This window comes from Pseudoalteromonas sp. NZS127_1 (assembly GCF_015864295.1).
Taxonomy (GTDB): Bacteria; Pseudomonadota; Gammaproteobacteria; order Enterobacterales; family Alteromonadaceae; genus Pseudoalteromonas; species Pseudoalteromonas arctica.
This window is the reverse complement of the sequence record NZ_JADYXO010000003.1, coordinates 220245-237243: the sequence shown is the minus strand read 5'-3', so window position 1 is coordinate 237243 and position 16999 is coordinate 220245. Positions and strand designations below refer to the sequence as shown.

The 16999-nt window shown below is 39.2% G+C and carries 14 protein-coding genes and 1 tRNA gene; 5 read left to right on the top strand and 10 right to left on the bottom strand.

Annotated features, from left to right (window positions below; all coding sequences use genetic code 11):
* The first annotated feature begins 345 nt into the window (after window positions 1-345).
* A complete protein-coding gene (locus I6F50_RS05445; RefSeq protein ID WP_197175504.1) occupies window positions 346-3012 on the top strand; it encodes an ATP-binding protein in 2667 nt (888 codons plus the stop codon).
* A 75-nt stretch (window positions 3013-3087) separates the two neighbouring features.
* Here I6F50_RS05445 and rimI read toward each other — a convergent pair whose 3' ends face one another.
* The 5 genes from rimI to guaB all read right to left on the bottom strand — a co-directional run bounded on the left by rimI (window position 3088) and on the right by guaB (window position 7293).
* Window positions 3088-3555, bottom strand: a complete 468-nt coding sequence (rimI, locus tag I6F50_RS05440; RefSeq protein ID WP_007581622.1) for a ribosomal protein S18-alanine N-acetyltransferase — start codon at window positions 3553-3555, stop codon at window positions 3088-3090.
* Window positions 3542-3847: a hypothetical protein gene (locus tag I6F50_RS05435; protein ID WP_165727592.1), complete on the bottom strand. Its 306-nt coding sequence runs from the start codon at window positions 3845-3847 to the stop codon at window positions 3542-3544. Before I6F50_RS05435 ends, rimI begins: the two co-directional genes overlap by 14 nt.
* A 64-nt stretch (window positions 3848-3911) precedes the next feature.
* Window positions 3912-3988: transfer RNA gene (locus I6F50_RS05430), tRNA-Trp, on the bottom strand.
* Window positions 3989-4143: 155 nt separating this feature from the next.
* Window positions 4144-5721 (bottom strand): glutamine-hydrolyzing GMP synthase, encoded by a 1578-nt coding sequence (guaA, locus tag I6F50_RS05425; RefSeq protein WP_165727593.1) that lies wholly within the window; start codon window positions 5719-5721, stop codon window positions 4144-4146.
* 102 nt (window positions 5722-5823) lie between these two features.
* The gene (gene guaB / locus I6F50_RS05420) at window positions 5824-7293 is read right to left on the bottom strand and encodes an IMP dehydrogenase (RefSeq protein ID WP_165727594.1); all 1470 of its coding nucleotides are present in this window, start codon (window positions 7291-7293) and stop codon (window positions 5824-5826) included.
* Window positions 7294-7428: 135 nt separating this feature from the next.
* Between guaB and xseA the strand changes: the two genes are divergently transcribed.
* Window positions 7429-8769 carry an exodeoxyribonuclease VII large subunit gene (gene xseA, locus I6F50_RS05415; protein ID WP_165721065.1) on the top strand — a complete coding sequence of 447 codons (1341 nt, stop codon included), beginning with the start codon at window positions 7429-7431 and terminating at the stop codon, window positions 8767-8769.
* 12 nt (window positions 8770-8781) lie between these two features.
* On the opposite strand, the gene I6F50_RS05410 is transcribed toward xseA, so the two are convergent.
* Entirely contained in the window at window positions 8782-9462 is a 681-nt protein-coding gene (locus I6F50_RS05410; protein ID WP_165740795.1) for a hypothetical protein, read from the bottom strand.
* A 35-nt stretch (window positions 9463-9497) separates the two neighbouring features.
* Window positions 9498-10316, bottom strand: a complete 819-nt coding sequence (gene cysE, locus I6F50_RS05405) for a serine O-acetyltransferase (RefSeq protein ID WP_165727596.1) — start codon at window positions 10314-10316, stop codon at window positions 9498-9500.
* A gap of 344 nt (window positions 10317-10660) precedes the next feature.
* Here cysE and I6F50_RS05400 point away from each other — a divergent pair, with 344 nt between their 5' ends.
* Together I6F50_RS05400 and I6F50_RS05395 are read left to right on the top strand one after the other, a co-directional pair.
* The gene (locus I6F50_RS05400; RefSeq protein ID WP_197139946.1) at window positions 10661-11065 is read left to right on the top strand and encodes a hypothetical protein; all 405 of its coding nucleotides are present in this window, start codon (window positions 10661-10663) and stop codon (window positions 11063-11065) included.
* Window position 11066: 1 nt separating this feature from the next.
* Window positions 11067-11387, top strand: coding sequence for a helix-turn-helix domain-containing protein (locus tag I6F50_RS05395; RefSeq protein ID WP_024598636.1), 321 nt, complete (start codon window positions 11067-11069; stop codon window positions 11385-11387).
* A 191-nt stretch (window positions 11388-11578) separates the two neighbouring features.
* On the opposite strand, the gene I6F50_RS05390 is transcribed toward I6F50_RS05395, so the two are convergent.
* Window positions 11579-14461, bottom strand: coding sequence for a pitrilysin family protein (locus tag I6F50_RS05390; RefSeq protein WP_197175502.1), 2883 nt, complete (start codon window positions 14459-14461; stop codon window positions 11579-11581).
* 250 nt (window positions 14462-14711) lie between these two features.
* On the opposite strand from I6F50_RS05390, the gene I6F50_RS05385 reads away from it, so the two are divergent.
* Window positions 14712-15668 (top strand): methylenetetrahydrofolate reductase, encoded by a 957-nt coding sequence (locus I6F50_RS05385; RefSeq protein WP_197175500.1) that lies wholly within the window; start codon window positions 14712-14714, stop codon window positions 15666-15668.
* A 117-nt stretch (window positions 15669-15785) separates the two neighbouring features.
* Here I6F50_RS05385 and I6F50_RS05380 read toward each other — a convergent pair whose 3' ends face one another.
* Both I6F50_RS05380 and I6F50_RS05375 read right to left on the bottom strand, forming a co-directional pair.
* The gene (locus tag I6F50_RS05380) at window positions 15786-15983 is read right to left on the bottom strand and encodes a hypothetical protein (RefSeq protein WP_165727599.1); all 198 of its coding nucleotides are present in this window, start codon (window positions 15981-15983) and stop codon (window positions 15786-15788) included.
* 16 nt (window positions 15984-15999) lie between these two features.
* Complete coding sequence (locus I6F50_RS05375) at window positions 16000-16980, bottom strand: sensor domain-containing diguanylate cyclase (RefSeq protein ID WP_169044225.1); 981 nt, start codon at window positions 16978-16980, stop codon at window positions 16000-16002.
* Window positions 16981-16999 lie beyond the last annotated feature (19 nt).

The window sequence follows — 16999 nt, the reverse complement described above, 5'->3', positions numbered from 1 at the left end:
TGAGAATATAACCTAGTGGCCCGGCTAACAGCCCTGCGTTAACCCACTGGTATTTATAACTAAGAGTAAATTAGAAAATTTAATTTTAAGTGATAGCATTTATCTTTAAAAAAATGACTTTAAAAGATGTAAATTTATGTAAACTTTTTTGAACAATAAAATAACAGTTATAAGCATGTAACTTATTAAATTAAAATAACTTAATAAAATAAAAAAACACCAATACAGAGCTAAATACCATGTAACTACTGATTGTAATTTAGCCACCAAGACCGCCACAAGCTTGTGTAATAAAGTCGTAACGCATATTATTGATAGATTGCATGGAGGATAAGTCGTTTGGTCATGAAAACCAGTAAGTTAAGTATTAGATTATTATGGTATATAACACCCCTTGTTATTCTACCGCTGCTATTTTTAGGTGGCTTTACGCTCACCAATGTAACTAATTCAACACAAAAACAAGCTGATTTAATAATGAGCCGTTTTGTTGAGCAACAACAGCAAAAAATATTTAATTATATCGACTCTTTTCACTCTACAGCAAAACTACTTTCAACCTCGCCAGTACTTAGTGATTTTTTAGCAAACGACATTCGTGCCAACGGTAATTACACCCGAAAACTTGGCGCGCTTATGGATGTATTTGCCAGTTACAGTGAGGCTTATCCCGATATAATTAGCATTAATTTAGTTTCAGCCAGTGGGAAAAGCGATGCCTACTACTCTAACAACCTAACAACAGCGCCTAAAAGCTACCCGTTTTTTAATCAAGTATTGCAAAGTAATTTAAGTAAACAGCAATTTATGATTCAAAAGGATGATGGCACCACTAGTTTATATTTTATTCAACGAATTTATAGTGTTGATTACTATTTAAAACGACCACAGCAGCTTGGTTTTATTGTAATACATATAGAACCTTCAATACTAAACTCTAGTATTTTAGAAGCGCCATATAACAACACGCTTAATTTAATGTTGACTAAAGACGGGAAAATTTTATTTAGCTCCGATTATAATATGCGTGGCCAATACATAAGCGAGTACGAACTTAATCAAGTGCACGACCTCGCTGATATCGGCATGCTTTCAACTATTGAACTCTCAAGCATAGACAAAATAGAGCGAATGATTTTTGCAGTGCAAATGCCCGGCGGATATTATTACGTATCGACCATTCCCAAAGGGGTGCTTTATCAATCAGGTAAAGCCATAAGTTTAATAACAGGCTTAATTGTTATTATTTCGGTGATCACCCTGCCAATATTAATTTTTGTAGTGGTCCGCAATTTATTACTTAACCCAATTGAGTTACTCGGGGCTGCGAGTCATCGTGTTGGTGATGGCGATTTGTCGGTGCACTTACCAGCTCATACAAATGATGAAGTAGGTGTTTTATTTAACGACTTTAACCACATGGTTAATCAAATAAGGCACTACCAACAACAGCTTGAAGAATACAAACACCACCTTGAAGATAAAGTGGAAAGTCGTACCCAAGCACTTGAAGCTATGAACAGCCAACTTGAGTTAGCTATTGGCCAAGCTGAGCAAGCTAATCAACTTAAGAGTCGTTTTTTAGCTAACATGAGTCACGAAATACGCACGCCGCTCACGGCCATTATGGGCTTTACAGAGCAGTTACTACACAACGATAAAGTAGCGAATGACAAACAACACCTAAGCACTATTTTACGTAATTCAAAACACTTACTAGAGTTAATAAATAACATACTCGATTTATCTAAAATTGAAGCTGAAAAGCTGGCTGTTGATTTGTCAGCGTTAAATGTAGTGCAGCTTGTGCACGACATTGAATCAATTATTCAACCACTGGCACAAGAAAAACAATTAACCCTTAATATCGACTATCAACTGCCGCTACCTCGCACCATTTATAGTGATGTGACCCGCTTAAAACAAATACTTATAAACATTGCTAATAACGCTGTTAAATTTACCGAAAATGGCAGCGTGTCTATTTGTGTGTATTATTTACAAGCAAGTCAAAAGCTAGAGTTTGTAATTAAAGATACTGGTATTGGTATGTCTGAGCATCAAATAGAACGTGTATTTAAGCCGTTTGAACAAGCCGATGCCACAACTACACGTCGTTTTGGTGGTACAGGTCTTGGGTTGTGTATTTCTAAAAACTTAGCACTGTTACTTGGTGGCGATGTAAACCTTGAAAGTGAAGTGGGTGTAGGTAGCCGAGTTACAATTAGGGTGGCATGTCAGCTATCTGATGATCAACCCATGCTTGAATTTTTAACGCAAGACAGCCAGTTAATACCAGAGAAAGACCCTCTCTTATCGTTTGCAACCAATAGCTTCGACGCCAATATATTAGTGGCTGAGGATAACCCAGATAACCAACTATTAATTAAATTATTACTGCAAACCTGGGGTCTTGAACCCGATATTGCCAGTAATGGCGCACAAGCTGTAGAAATGGCGCTCGTAAACGACTACCAACTTATTATTATGGATATGCAAATGCCTGTAATGGGCGGATTAGAAGCGACTAAAATGCTTCGTCATGCAGCGTATGATGGCCCTATCATTGCCCTTACTGCCAATGTAATGAACCATGATATAGGCACTTATCTAGAAGCTGGTTGCGACAAAGCACTGGCTAAACCCATTGATAAAGATGCTCTTGAAAATGTACTCGTAAGCTACCTGCATCTTGAAAAAGATAATCAAAATAAATGGGATAGCCTATTAAAGAGCGAAAAGTTTCAGCAAATTGCCGATAATTACTTAGCTAACTTACCTACATATTTAGAAGAAGTTAAAGCTTTGCAGCATTGTGATGATTGGGAAGCATTAAGAGGTATAGCGCACAGTGTTAAAGGCAGTTCTGGATGCTTTAACTTTGATGAAATTTACCATAGCGCTGCGGCACTTGAAGAGAACTTAAAAAGTAACAATAAAGTACCAAGAGACGAGCTGGTAAATGATTTAATAGCAGCCATTGAGCAAGCAATTAGCGACAAAGTAACCTAAAAAGTAAACTTACAAAACGGTACAAATGCAGTACTTTAGCGGCTCTATATTTTAAATGCTAATTACCGACTTTAATTATGAAAAGTTTAAACCTAGCGCCATACCCATTAAAATAGCGTCTTCAAAGCCATTTTTAGCAGGGTTATCGCTTGGGTAGTAGTTTTTACGCACTGACATCTCAGCAAAGCCTGCGCGCTCGTACAGCGCAATAGCACGCGTATTTGATTCGCGTACTTCTAAAAAGAGGTTTTCAGCATTTTGCTGCTCACCATATTCAATAAACTGCGCTAACAACTGCCTTGCAATACCCTTACCCTGGTGACTTGGTGTTACACAAATATCCATAAGTGTAAAATCAGGCCCTGCTTTTTCACCAATATAAAAACCAATCATGCTCGCCTCATCAAATGCGGCAACATTAAAATAGCGCCCGCCTATACATGAACCCATTGTATTTAAAGTCCACGGATGGCTATGACACGCTGTTTCGATGGCCATTAATTGAGGTATTGCAGTTTCATCTACTGATTTAAAGTTTATCAAGGTGTTCACTCATTAAAGCCCATAAAGCACGCTTCTCAGAGGCGTTGAGCTGTGGGGTTGGCAATGTAAGCTTATTGTCGTTTAATTGAATCTCACTGCCCTGTACAACGCTATTTATAATAATAGGTTCTGCACTGAGTTTAATGTCTGCAAGTAGTTGCTCATTTAGCGTTAAAGAACTAGCTATCGCGCTTTGCGATAAAGTATTAGCTTGATCATTTGCTTGAGGACAATAATGTTGATTGAGTTCAAGATTTTCTATATCAAAAATAGCTGCGTAACGTGGATGCATAACAACTCAGTAGATTAGACATTTGAACAATATAAGAAGTAATAAAAACGATGTAAAGAAGAAATGGCAGGGGCGGAGAGATTCGAACTCCCAACCATCGGTTTTGGAGACCGCTGTTCTACCAATTGGAACTACGCCCCTGCAATGACGACGAATTATAGAGAAGTTTCGCCAAAGGTAAAGAGAAAAATCACTCTTTTAGTTTAACTGCTTTTTAAATAAACAAAACGGCGAATTAGCATGCTAATTCGCCGTTTTTTAATCACTTAAAATTAGTTAATTAAAACTAAAATTAATTATTCCCATTCGATAGTTGCAGGTGGTTTACCTGAAATATCGTAAACAACACGAGAAATACCGTCTATTTCATTAATGATACGGTTTGATACCACACCTAAAAACTCATAAGGTAAATGTGACCAGCGCGCTGTCATAAAGTCGATTGTTTCCACACAACGAAGTGATACAACCCAATCGTACTTACGTGCATCGCCCATAACCCCTACCGATTTAACAGGTAAGAATACAGTAAACGCTTGGCTTACTTTATGGTAAAGCTCAGCTTTGTGAAGCTCTTCGATGAAAATCGCATCAGCGCGGCGTAATAAATCACAGTATTCTTTTTTGATTTCGCCAAGTACACGAACACCTAAACCAGGTCCAGGGAAAGGATGACGATAAAGCATGTCGTACGGTAAACCTAGCTCTAGGCCAATTTTACGTACTTCGTCTTTAAATAACTCACGTAATGGCTCAACAAGACCCATTTTCATGTCATCTGGTAACCCGCCCACATTGTGGTGAGATTTAATAACATGCGCTTTACCAGTTGCAGATGCCGCTGATTCAATTACGTCTGGGTAGATTGTACCTTGCGCTAACCATTTTGCATTTTTAAGCTTTTTAGCTTGTTCATCAAATACATTAATAAACGTGTGGCCAATGGCTTTACGCTTATCTTCTGGGTCTGACTTACCTGCAAGGTCATTTAAAAACTGCTCTTCAGCTTCAACTTTAACAATGTTTAAACCAAATTTATTACCAAACATGTCCATTACTTGCTGGCCTTCGTTTAAACGAAGTAAACCATTATCAACAAATACACATGTTAGCCTTTCGCCAATTGCACGGTGAATAAGCATAGCCACTACCGATGAATCAACACCGCCAGAAAGACCTAAAATAACTTCGTCATCGCCAACGGTTTCTTTAATACGCTCGATAGCATCATCGATAATTTTTGCTGCAGTCCACAATTTTTCACAGCCACAAATATCAATAGCAAAACGCTCTAATAAGCGCTGACCTTGATGCGTGTGCGTTACTTCCGGGTGAAACTGTACGCCATAAAAACGTTTTTCTTCGTTAGACATTGCAGCATGTGGACAAGTAGATGTTTTAGCTGTTGTTGCAAAACCAGCTGGAATATCCATTACTTTGTCGCCATGACTCATCCATACGTCGAGTATGCCGTTGCCACCATCGGTAATATGATCTTCAATTGCATCAAACAATGCACAATTACCTACTTTTTCAACTTGTGCGTAACCAAACTCTTTTTTATCAGAGCTGTGTACACTACCACCTAGTTGAGCAGCCATTGTTTGCATGCCATAACAAATGCCTAACACAGGCACGCCTGCATTAAATACGTACTCTGGAGCGCGCGGGCTGTTTTCAAGTGTTGTTGATTCTGGGCCACCAGAAAGAATAATACCTTGTGGGTTGAACTCGCGGATTTGCTCTTCAGTCACATCCCATGCCCATAGCTCACAGTAAACACCAATTTCGCGGATACGGCGCGCGATTAATTGCGTGTATTGTGAACCAAAGTCTAAAATGAGAATTCGTGAATCGTGAATATCTTTGCTCATGGAGTATCTCGTAAAGTCTGATGCTAAATGTCATTTGTTAATGTAAACGACTAAAAAGAGGGCTTGCAAAGCAAGCCCAGTATATTAAATTAATTACGCTGCTTAACCTAAGCGGTAATTTGGTGCTTCTTTAGTGATTTGCACATCGTGTACGTGCGATTCACCCATACCCGCTGAAGTAACGCGTACAAACTGTGGTTTTGTATTAAGCTCTTCAATTGTTGCACAACCCGTTAAACCCATAGCACTACGTAAGCCACCTACTTGCTGATGAATAATCGTTGCAATTGGACCTTTGTAAGCTACGCGACCTTCAATACCTTCAGGTACTAACTTGTCTGCTTCGTTTGATTTTTGGAAGTAACGATCTGATGAACCTTCTTTTTGATCCATCGCGCCCAATGAGCCCATACCACGGTAAGATTTGTAATAACGGCCTTGGTATAATTCAACTTCACCTGGTGCTTCTTCAGTACCAGCAAGAAGTGAACCCACCATTACACACGATGCACCAGCAACAAGTGCTTTAACAATATCACCAGAAAAACGAATGCCACCATCAGCAATAACAGGAATGTCGCGACCTTTTAAGCCTTCAACAGCATCTGAAATAGCTGTAATTTGTGGAACGCCACAACCGGTAACAATACGTGTAGTACAGATAGAACCTGGGCCTATACCTACTTTAACTGCGTCGGCGCCAGCGTCTGCAAGTGCAATCGCACCTTCTGCTGTAGCTATGTTACCGGCAATAATTTGTAAGTCTGGGTACTCTTTGCGAGTTTTAGTAACACGGTCAATAACACCTTGAGAATGACCATGCGATGTATCGATAAGTAAAACATCAATACCCGCTTCTACTAATGCAGCAATACGCTCATCAGTACCAGCACCAACACTTACAGCAGCACCTACACGTAAACGACCTTGGTCGTCTTTACATGCGTCTGGTTTGTCTTGGGCTTTTTGGTAATCTTTTACTGTTATCATGCCTTTAAGTTTAAAAGCGTCATCAACAACAAGGATTTTTTCAATGCGGTGTTCGTGCATTAAGCCTAAAATTTCTTCGCGAGCTGCGCCTTCTTTAACGGTAACAAGCTTTTCTTTTTTAGTCATAACGGTAGAAACAGGCTGTTCAAGCTTAGTTTCAAAACGCATGTCACGGCTAGTTACAATACCAACAAGTACATTGTCGCTATCGGTAACTGGAAAGCCTGAAAAACCTTTTTCGTGTGAAAGCTCAATAGCGTCTGCTATTGTTAAATCGGCAGTCACCGTTACAGGGTATGAAACAATACCTGCTTCGTAGGTTTTAACTTTACGTACGTTTTTCGCTTGTTCTTCAATAGTCATGTTTTTATGAATAAAACCAAGACCACCTTCTTGCGCAAGGGCAATAGCTAAACGAGCTTCTGTAACAGTATCCATAGATGCTGAAATAAGCGGCAAGTTAAGTTTGATACCACGCGTTAAGCGAGTTGAAATATTTGCCGTGTGTGGCAAAACAGTAGAATGACCAGGTACTAAAAGTACGTCATCAAAGGTAAGAGCTTCTTTAGCGATTCTAAGCATTTTGGCAACTTCTCACATGTGGATCTAAGATAAGGAATTGCGGCCAAATTTTAACAGCGTTGTTGCCATGAGTAAATAATATTTAGCAAATATTTATGATAAAGTAGTGCAATAAATAGTTTTAGGTTGTTTTTTATGTTTTCGAAGCCTTCGCAGGCGGTTTACACCGTTTCACGCCTTAATAGAGAAATTCGCACAATCCTTGAGCAAGGTTTTGCATCTTTAGTGCTCACGGGCGAAATTTCTAACTTTATTACCCCTGCATCTGGACATTGGTACTTTTCGTTAAAAGACGATAAAGCACAAATTAAAGCCGCAATGTGGCGAGGCAATAATCGCAACCAAAGCTACCGCCCTGTAAATGGCGCACAAGTTACAGTAAAAGCGCGTGTATCGCTTTATGAACCTCGCGGTGACTACCAGCTTATTGTTGAGCATATGGAACCCGCAGGCGAAGGTCAGCTAAAACAAGAATTTGATGCGCTTAAAATGCGTTTAGCCGCCGAAGGATTATTTAGCTCTGCTCACAAACAGCCATTACCCCAAAATATTAATCGCATTGGTGTTATTACCTCAGCAACCGGCGCTGCTATAAAAGATATTTTAACGGTACTCAAACGCCGTGCACCGCAGCTAGAAGTCATCATTTACCCTGCTATGGTACAAGGCAAAGAAGCGCACGTGCATTTAATTAACCAAATTGAATTAGCCAACACACGTGATGAAGTAGACGTACTTATTTTAGGGCGAGGCGGCGGATCACTTGAAGATTTATGGTGTTTTAATCACGAACAGCTCGCCCGCGCTATTTTCAAAAGTGAATTACCGATAGTAAGTGCGGTAGGCCACGAAATAGATACCACTATTAGCGATTACGTTGCTGATGTTCGTGCAGCGACTCCATCAGCCGCAGCTGAGCTTGTAAGCCCTAATACGCAAGAGTTACACAACAAAGTAACGCAATTAGTTAATCGTTTATCTAACGCGTTTAAGCACGGCATTGCCGACAAGCGCGCACTAGCAACGCAGTTACAACACCGCCTTAATTTATGTCATCCGCGTAATCAGCTTAATCAAAAATCACAACGTTTGGATGAGCTAAGCATTGCGCTGCAACAGGCGATGCGTAATCGTTTATACCAACAAGAACGCACACTCAATAACTTAACGCCGCGTTTAATGCGCCAATCACCCGATAAAAAACTCGCTACAGCAAGCCATCAACTTTCGCAATTACAAGCTAGGCTAAACCAAGCTATACAACATCAGTTACAGCAAGCGAATAATAGCTTAGCACTGCAAGCAAGCAGGTTAGATTCAGTAAGTCCGCTTAATGTTTTAGCGCGCGGCTATAGCATCACTAAAACACAACAAGGCAAAGTGGTTAAATCTGTGGGGCAAATTAAAACAGGCGATGTTTTGATTACAGAGCTCGTTGATGGCTCTATAGAATCACAGGTTATACCTGTTACATAAAGTTGGTATTACTTAAAACTCTGTACTTAGCAACAATTTAAGCTCGCTATCGCTTGATGTGGAGGTAGTGCTTTTAAATTGTTGCCAAAACTCTTGCTTCATCAACTCGTCGTTTAGCTCTCGCCATTGAGAATTATCAAATGTGTCGTTATCAGCGGGTGCGGCAAGTTCAAATTCACATATCGTCGTTTTACATTTTGCGCTAACAACATCGGGTATAATCGCTAAATCAGCTGTTAATAAAAAATCTTGTAATGCCATTTCAGTACGATAAGCCCATTCTTCGTCACGCGTTTGCTTTTCAAATTTATCACGTAAAATCTTCTCAAAATCTGAAGGACCTCTCATTTGCTTTAAAATGCTTTTAACTGTCGCTTTCTGCTCAGCAAGTTGCTGCTTAAGCTGAGTTACTTGCTCTTCTAAAGGTAGCTCATCAAGCATTTGGGTTTCTGAATAGGTTGGAGGCGTCTCTTCAGCGGGCTCTATACTAGCGACTTGCTCAGGTACTGCAGAGTCTGCATTACTTAATACCTCATTACTTTGTTGTCCAGTATGAAGCTTTTGCTGTTTTTCATAACTTGGCTGCGACTTAACAGATTCTGGATGACTTGAAGCTGCATTAAAGTAGCTCCAAGTTAAACCTACACCCGCAATAAACCCAATCCCTAGAGCCAATAAACTATTCTTGTTCATGTTAATTCCTTTTAAGTTTTATTATTTTTAATTACTTATAGCATTGCACTCGTGTGCGATTCGTTTTCAGGCTCAGGATTTGCTAAAAAGTTTTGGTTCATACTTTGCGCCGGACACTCACAATCCGGTCGACCAATAATTTTAGCGGGCACGCCAACAGCGGTTGTGTGTGGTGGAACATTGCTAAGTACAACTGAGCCCGCACCAATTCGTGCGCCCTCACCTACTTCAATATTACCAAGTACTTTAGCGCCGGCGCCAATTAATACGCCCGCTCTAATTTTGGGATGACGATCACCCTGCTCATTGCCTGTACCGCCAAGCGTTACAGATTGCAAAATTGATACATTATCTTCAATTACCGCTGTTTCACCAATAACAATACCGGTTGCGTGGTCAAACATAATGCCTTTACCCACTTTACATGCTGGGTGAATATCGACCCCAAACACTTCAGAGTTACGGCTTTGAATAAAGCGCGCTAGCTCTTTGCGGTTTTGTTGCCACAAGCAATTAGCCAAACGGTGCGCCTGAATAGCATGAAAACCTTTTAGATTTAATATAACCGTAAGATAGGTTTCTGATGCAGGGTCGCGGTCTTTTACCGCTTTAATATCCTCAGCAACAAAAGATAGCATACGGTCACATTTTACAAATGCTTGATCGAACAGCTCTCGGATAGTGAATGCCGATACCACCGCATCAGCCAACTTATTAGCAACAATAAAGCTCAATGCCGAACCTAAACAATCATGATTCAAAATGCATGAATAAACATGACTTGCTAATAATGGTTCACGTGTTACTACATCGTTAGCTTCTTCGCGAAGCTGTTGCCAAATTGCATGACGCATAATACTGCACTGCCTTAAGTTGATATAAAATAGCCTTTTCCCAAGTCTAACGGATTTAAAGCCTAAGGTGTTAATCCCTTAGTTATTTGTTCTGGTTATTAGATATAACTAGCAACCAGAAATGATATTTTAAATACGTACCCACTTTTTAGATTAAGCTATACGACAGTTGCTAAAATTTCCAATACATACTTAAAATATAATAAATTAATAAAAATCAAAAGCTAACAACATATGACAGTTCACCTGTCATATGCCAAAATACATACTGGCGTACAGCTGACGGCGTAAATAACAAAAACAAACGCTAAATTAGCATCATCAACTCAACAAGGATAACGATGATGAAAAACGATGTATTAAATACAAGAAAATTAGGTTACAAATTTTACTTTCAAGATGGCGATAATCAAATAGCGTGTTTTGGTAGCTACTTTACAGGGAAAGAAGAAGTATACGTAAATGATGAACTTATAAGTAATAAGCGTAACCAAAGGATTCACAGTGGCCATCAATTTAATATTGGTGACAATGATTTTAAAGTAATGTTTGAAATGCGTAATATTTTAACTGGCAGGTTAGAGTGCTCACTTTATAAAAATGGCCAATTTATAAAAAGTTATGAACAATCATCATTATTAAATAACCCAAAAACTTCGTTAAAAGTGCTTTTTGGCTGCTTTTTTGGAGGCCTAGTTGGTGGCTACTTGCTAATTATAATTTTAGAATTCTTGATTGGGAAATTTTAAAATGCAACTTAATCCTAAAACAATAAAAGAACTTAGGCAGCAATTTAATTGGACGCAACAGCAACTTGCCGATGCCTGCGATGTAAGCTTGAGAACAATCCAACGGGTAGAAAAAGAAGGCGCGGCATCAAAAGAAACCACAATGGCTTTATGCGCGGTTTTAGAAGTACGCCAGGGTAAATTAATTAAGCTTGATGAAGATACAACACCTCTCGGTGGTGCAACAACTTTAAACAAGCACACTATAACCACGGTGTTAGCATTGTCATCAGTAGTCAGCTTCATATTAGGCATGATAACTGTTTTTTTTATTATGAAATAAGGAGCTGCAGCAATGTCAAAATATGAGTCGAAAGAGCTACGTGGCCACATCACTTTAGTTGTAATAATAAGTGCAATGATACTTTTTGGGTTAGGTGTAAAAATTGGTTCAATACTATATCCAATACCATAAAAAATGCCCCAATATATGGGGCATTTTAATTATCTTAACTTATATAACTATTTAAACCTTCATTGAAATACTTTATCAACTTTCATCACTTCAATATTTTTTGCAGGAATTGCTAATTTGTAATCAGCAATTACTTTATCTTCAGCCACTAATTCGGCAGGTTTATCGGTATTGTAAACCATTGGTGATGTTTGCTCAGACGCTAAACGTTTTTGCATATCAGCGCCGTCTGCGGTTATAAACACATATTGAACGTTGTCTGTTTGTAGGTTTTCTTTAATAACGCGATTTACATCAGCAACGCTTAGCGTTTTAAGTTTGTTAGTTACGTAACTTACAAAGCTATCTGTGTTGTAAAATTCGCTATCAAGTGCGTAACCTAATTGGCGGTTTTGACTTGCAACCATTTGCGGTACAAAGTTAATTAAAAAGTTACGCGTGGCTTCAAAGTCATCTTCGCTCATACCATTTTTAATTAGCTTATCTAGCTCAAATAAAGCCGTACGAGTTGCAAAGTGCGCATCGTTATTAGAGCGAAGTGGGCGTAACCACACTTGAAATATTTGCTCAGAGCGCCCTAGGTTTGCATCAGGCTTGGTTTGAAACATACCACGTGGAAAGTATTCAATGTATGCGTAATCGCCGTAGTTCATGCCGCGGGTTTCACGAATGCGCTCATACAAAAAGCTGTTAGAACTACGGTGCTCACCAAAGTACGAACGCACAAGCCAAAGTGCTGTCCAGTCTTCGCTACTTCTTATTGTATCAATAGGAAAACCAAACGATACCGCAGTCGATTGCGCCGACTTTTCTACAATAGTTGCATGATGACCTTTAAGCGCTGGTGCATCAGGAATACTTAAACGGCTTTGATCACCTTTTGGTAGCGTTGCAAAATCGCTCATCATTTTAGCTTTAAGTTTTGCAGGCACAGCCCCAATTAAGCCAACCGTGAGTTTAGATTGCGTAAGCTCGCTGTTATAAAATGCTTTAACGTCATCCAGCGTCAACGCTTCTAAATCAGAAATATCACCGTAGTTGTAGCTTTCATAAGGATGATTTTTGTAAAGCGCGCTGTATAGCACTTCTTTGCCTAGCTCTTCATCGTTAGATGCTTTTAAGCCTGACTTAATACCGTCGATCATTTCTTTTTTAAGGCGTTTAAAGTCGTCATCTCTAAAACCTGGATTTAGTAATTGATCGCTCACAAGTGTATACCACTGCGCCGCATTATCTTTGTGAATGCGCCCTTGAAACGACAGCATTTCTTTATCTATTTGATAGCCAAAGCTACCCGCAAGCGGATAAAGTGCTTTTTGAATATCTTTATAGCTTGTCGCCTCTGAGCCACCTTGTGCAAGCATAGCCGCAGTTAACGCAGCAACACCTTTTTTGCCTTGTGGGTCGGCAGCTGCACCGGTATTGAATAAAAAGTTAACATCAATTAATGGCGAGCTATTCGTTTTATCAAGTACTTTAAATACAGGTGCCGCAGGTGCTTCTTCAAGCTTTGCAGTAAGCGCATTTAAATCAACTTCTTGCTCAAAACCTGGGGCTTTATCAAGTGCCGACATAGTTAATGTGGTACGTGCGTTATCAGTAAAGTATTTATTAGCAACGGCTTTAATATCTGCGCTGGTAATGTTATCTGCCGATTTATACAGCTGGTTTATAACCTCAGGATCGCGCTCAAAATGCATGTAGCTGGCAAGGGTTGATGCAATCGCTTGCGACGAGTCTAAGCCATTTATAAAGCTGTATTTAAGGTTCGATTTTAAATCACTCAGCTTTTGCTCATCAACAAGCTCAGTGCGTGCTTTTGCATAAGTTCGGTTAATGGCATCGCGCGCAGTGGCTAAATCGTCTGCGTTTTCTACTTTAACAAATACGTGTAATAAACCCGGATCTTTAGTCTCTGGGTTATAGGTAAACATTTGGCTGGCAATTTGTTTGTCGACCACTAGCTCTTGATATAAATCTGAATTACTTGAAAAATAAAGCTGTGAGATTAAATCAAGCGCCGCTCTGTCTTTTTTAGCAGGCTCCCACGCAGCGCCTTTGTACGATACAAGTAACCAATGACCTGGTAGCGCTTCATCTTGCTGGTGCAAATATTTTGGTGCTTGTTGAACAGGCTCTGCTTTAATGTCAGCAATATAGTTACCCTTTTTCCAGCTGCCCCAATGCTTTTTAACCATTGCCATTGTTGCTTGCGGGTCTACATCGCCCACAATAACAAGTGACACATACTCAGGCTTATAAAACTTAGCAAAAAATTCTTTACCATAGGCCATTTGATCAGGCATAGCTTCTATGTCTTTAAAAAAGCCCATAGTGGTGTGTTTATACGTGTGCTTATCAAACGCCTCTTCGCGTACAGCGCTTAATAATTTACGAATTGGGCTCGCGTTGTTTTTTAAGTACTCACCTTTTACCGTTTGTGCTTCTGTTCTAAATTGCTCTTCGGTGTAAGTTAAGTTTTGAAAAATATCAGCTTCAAGCTCAAGTACTTTATCAAGATGCTGCTTTGAAAAGTTTAAATGGTAGTTTGTAAAATCGTTTGTTGTATAAGCGCGGTTATCAACACCTGAATTTTTTAATATGTCTGAGTACACATCTTCAGGGTATTTTTGTGAGCCTTTAAACATCATGTGTTCAAAAAAGTGAGCAAAGCCTGTTTTGCCCTCTTCAACTTCGTTACGCGACCCAACCGATACCGGAATTTGCAGCGACACTACATCAGGGTAATCAGTTTTAACAACCATGACACGTAAGCCGTTTTCTAGCTCTTCAATTAAATAATCTTGCGAAAAAACACGATCATCAGCTTTATTTACTTGTTCTTGTTGTGCTGTTGTTTGCGTGCTTTGGTTTTGTTGCATGGCGCAACCTGTTAACGCCAGCGATACCGCTAAGCTGGTTGCTAATAATTTAAATTTCATTGTTGTCCCTTTTTAAATTGAGCAAATTTGTTGTCAGATTTAACTCTTTAATTATGCCCCAAAGCCAATAAATATAAGAGCCCCAAGGGAATTTATTATGTAAACAACTGTGTCAATTATAAATAATGGGAACAAGCACTATGAATAAACATCATGTTAGTTGAAAAACTTTCACTAAATAAATCTATCTAGACGTCTAAATGGCTGCTATATTAAATCCATCAAAACAAACTTAGCTGGAATGAGGATTATGGCTTTATCACTAAAAGAGAAGATAGTGGACACCAACCAAGGTGTTTATCTTATTGGTACTACCCCGCCTAAAATTGGCACCGATAAAGCGCAATTAAAAACCATTGCAGAAAAGCTATTAGGTCGCTTACACGAAATTGAATACGACGGCGTAATAATTTACGACATTCAAGACGAAAGCAGCCGAACCAATCAAGACCGCCCATTTGCGTTTAAACAAACCGTTGATCCGCGTGAATACAGCCATTTACTTCGTAATTTATCTGCACAAGATGTGATTACTTATAAAAGTGTGGCGCAGCGTGGCGTAGGCGAATTTAAAGATTGGCTAAGTGAAACTAAAAACGACTACGATTTACAAAATGTTGTTTTAGTAGGTAGCCCATCATCGATAGGCGATATAAAGCTAAGCCTGCCAGATGCGTATAAAGCATTGGCTGAGCAATCAGATGATTTCTTTTTAGGTGGCGTTACGATTGCCGAGCGCCATTCAAGTAAACGAAATGAGCACGAACGATTAATAGAAAAAACAGCACAAGGTTGTCAATTTTTTATATCGCAAGCTGTTTACGACGCACAAGCTACTATAGAGCTAATTACTAGCTACGCACGTACGTGTAAAGCACAGGGTATTACACCTCAACGTATTATATTAACGTTTACCCCGTGCGGCGGCGAAAAAACCTTAGACTTTATGCAATGGTTGGGTATCTCAGTGCCAGAGGCAACTAAATGGCGCATGCTTGATGCAGACAATACATTAAGCGAATCAGTCCGTATTTGCCGTGAAAACCTCGACTTAATACTTAAAAGCTGTGCGCATTTAGATGTACCGCTGGGCCTAAATATTGAAAGCTTAACAAACCGTAAAGAAGAAATTGACGCGTCAATTAACTTATACCGTTTATTAAAAGCCATTATGGAATTGAACCTTGCGGAAAAGCTAATAGCTTAAAGGCTAGGTAAGAGCTAATTAACACCCTTCTTGGCAAGCCTCATGGCTTGCTTTTTTATGTCCGTACTTTGAAAAATGAATTAATAAATACAAGTAAAAATTTGCAGCTTAAGCTATTTATTGAAGCTGTTTTTGGTTATTACTCTCAAGCCTTTTTAAGGCAAACCCCATAGAGGAGCACATAACACCAAAAACTATTCCCTCATTAGATATAAATCTAATGCTAGTAAACGTTTCAAATAAGCTTATTATTGCTAAGGAAAAAATAAAACCTATCGCAGAAAAAACCAGCCAAGTTTGTGTGGCATGAGTCATGACGAACCTCCTTTTACTATTGTGCCTTTTTAGCGAGCTTATACGCTTGTTTATTTTTATACATTGCGTGGTCTGCATCATTTAATAGCGCTTCAAAGGGCTGCTTTTGTTTATTAGTAAAACTATAACCAATACTAAGCGATAAATCGCAAACGTCTTCTTTGAGTAAGGCTTTTGAATACTCAGTCGAAATTTTATCCATGATGTAGTTAATCTTGCTTTTATCGCTTACTTGCATTACTGCAACAAACTCATCGCCACCTAAGCGCCCTACTATATCAGCATCTCTTAAATGCGTTTTTAGCGTATCCGCCAATATAATTAAGGCTTTGTCGCCCACTTCATGTCCGCAGGTGTCGTTTAATTTTTTAAAGTCGTTTATATCGATAAACAAACAACACACGTCAAAGCCTAAACGTAGCGCTAAGTTAAGTTTTTGCTGGGCTAATAAGTTAAGTGCTCGGCGATTATAAATATTCGTTAATGAGTCTAACATGGCTATTTCGCGCATTTGCTCATAGCTATACACAAGCGCTAGGTCGTCTTCAATCAAATCACGTAGTTGTTCTATGAGTTCAAAATATTCATCGGTATAGCTTGTTTTCTGAGTGTCTTTTAAGCATAGCGTGCCAAATACTTCGCCTTCAGGCCAATGAATAGGTAAACCTAGGTAGGATTCAACACCATCTTCAACTACTTCTGGTAGGGTGTTCCATGCATCGTTATTACTTGCATCATTAACATATAAAATATTTTTAGTTTCAGCAACGTACCGACAAAACAGAGGTGTTTGAGGAGGAAGTATAGGATTGGTCTCAAAGTTAGAGCCACCTTCGTTACTTCTAATAACAACGCGATAGCCTTTGCTTGTTGCCTGAACTATATAACCAGACGGGGCTGAAAAAAGCCCCGTTATAAGGTCGATTGTTTTTTGCCATTTATGCAAAGATATTTGGCCATCAATACCAGAAAATGCCCATTGATCAATTTCAAACATTGCTTTACCTCGGCTATTT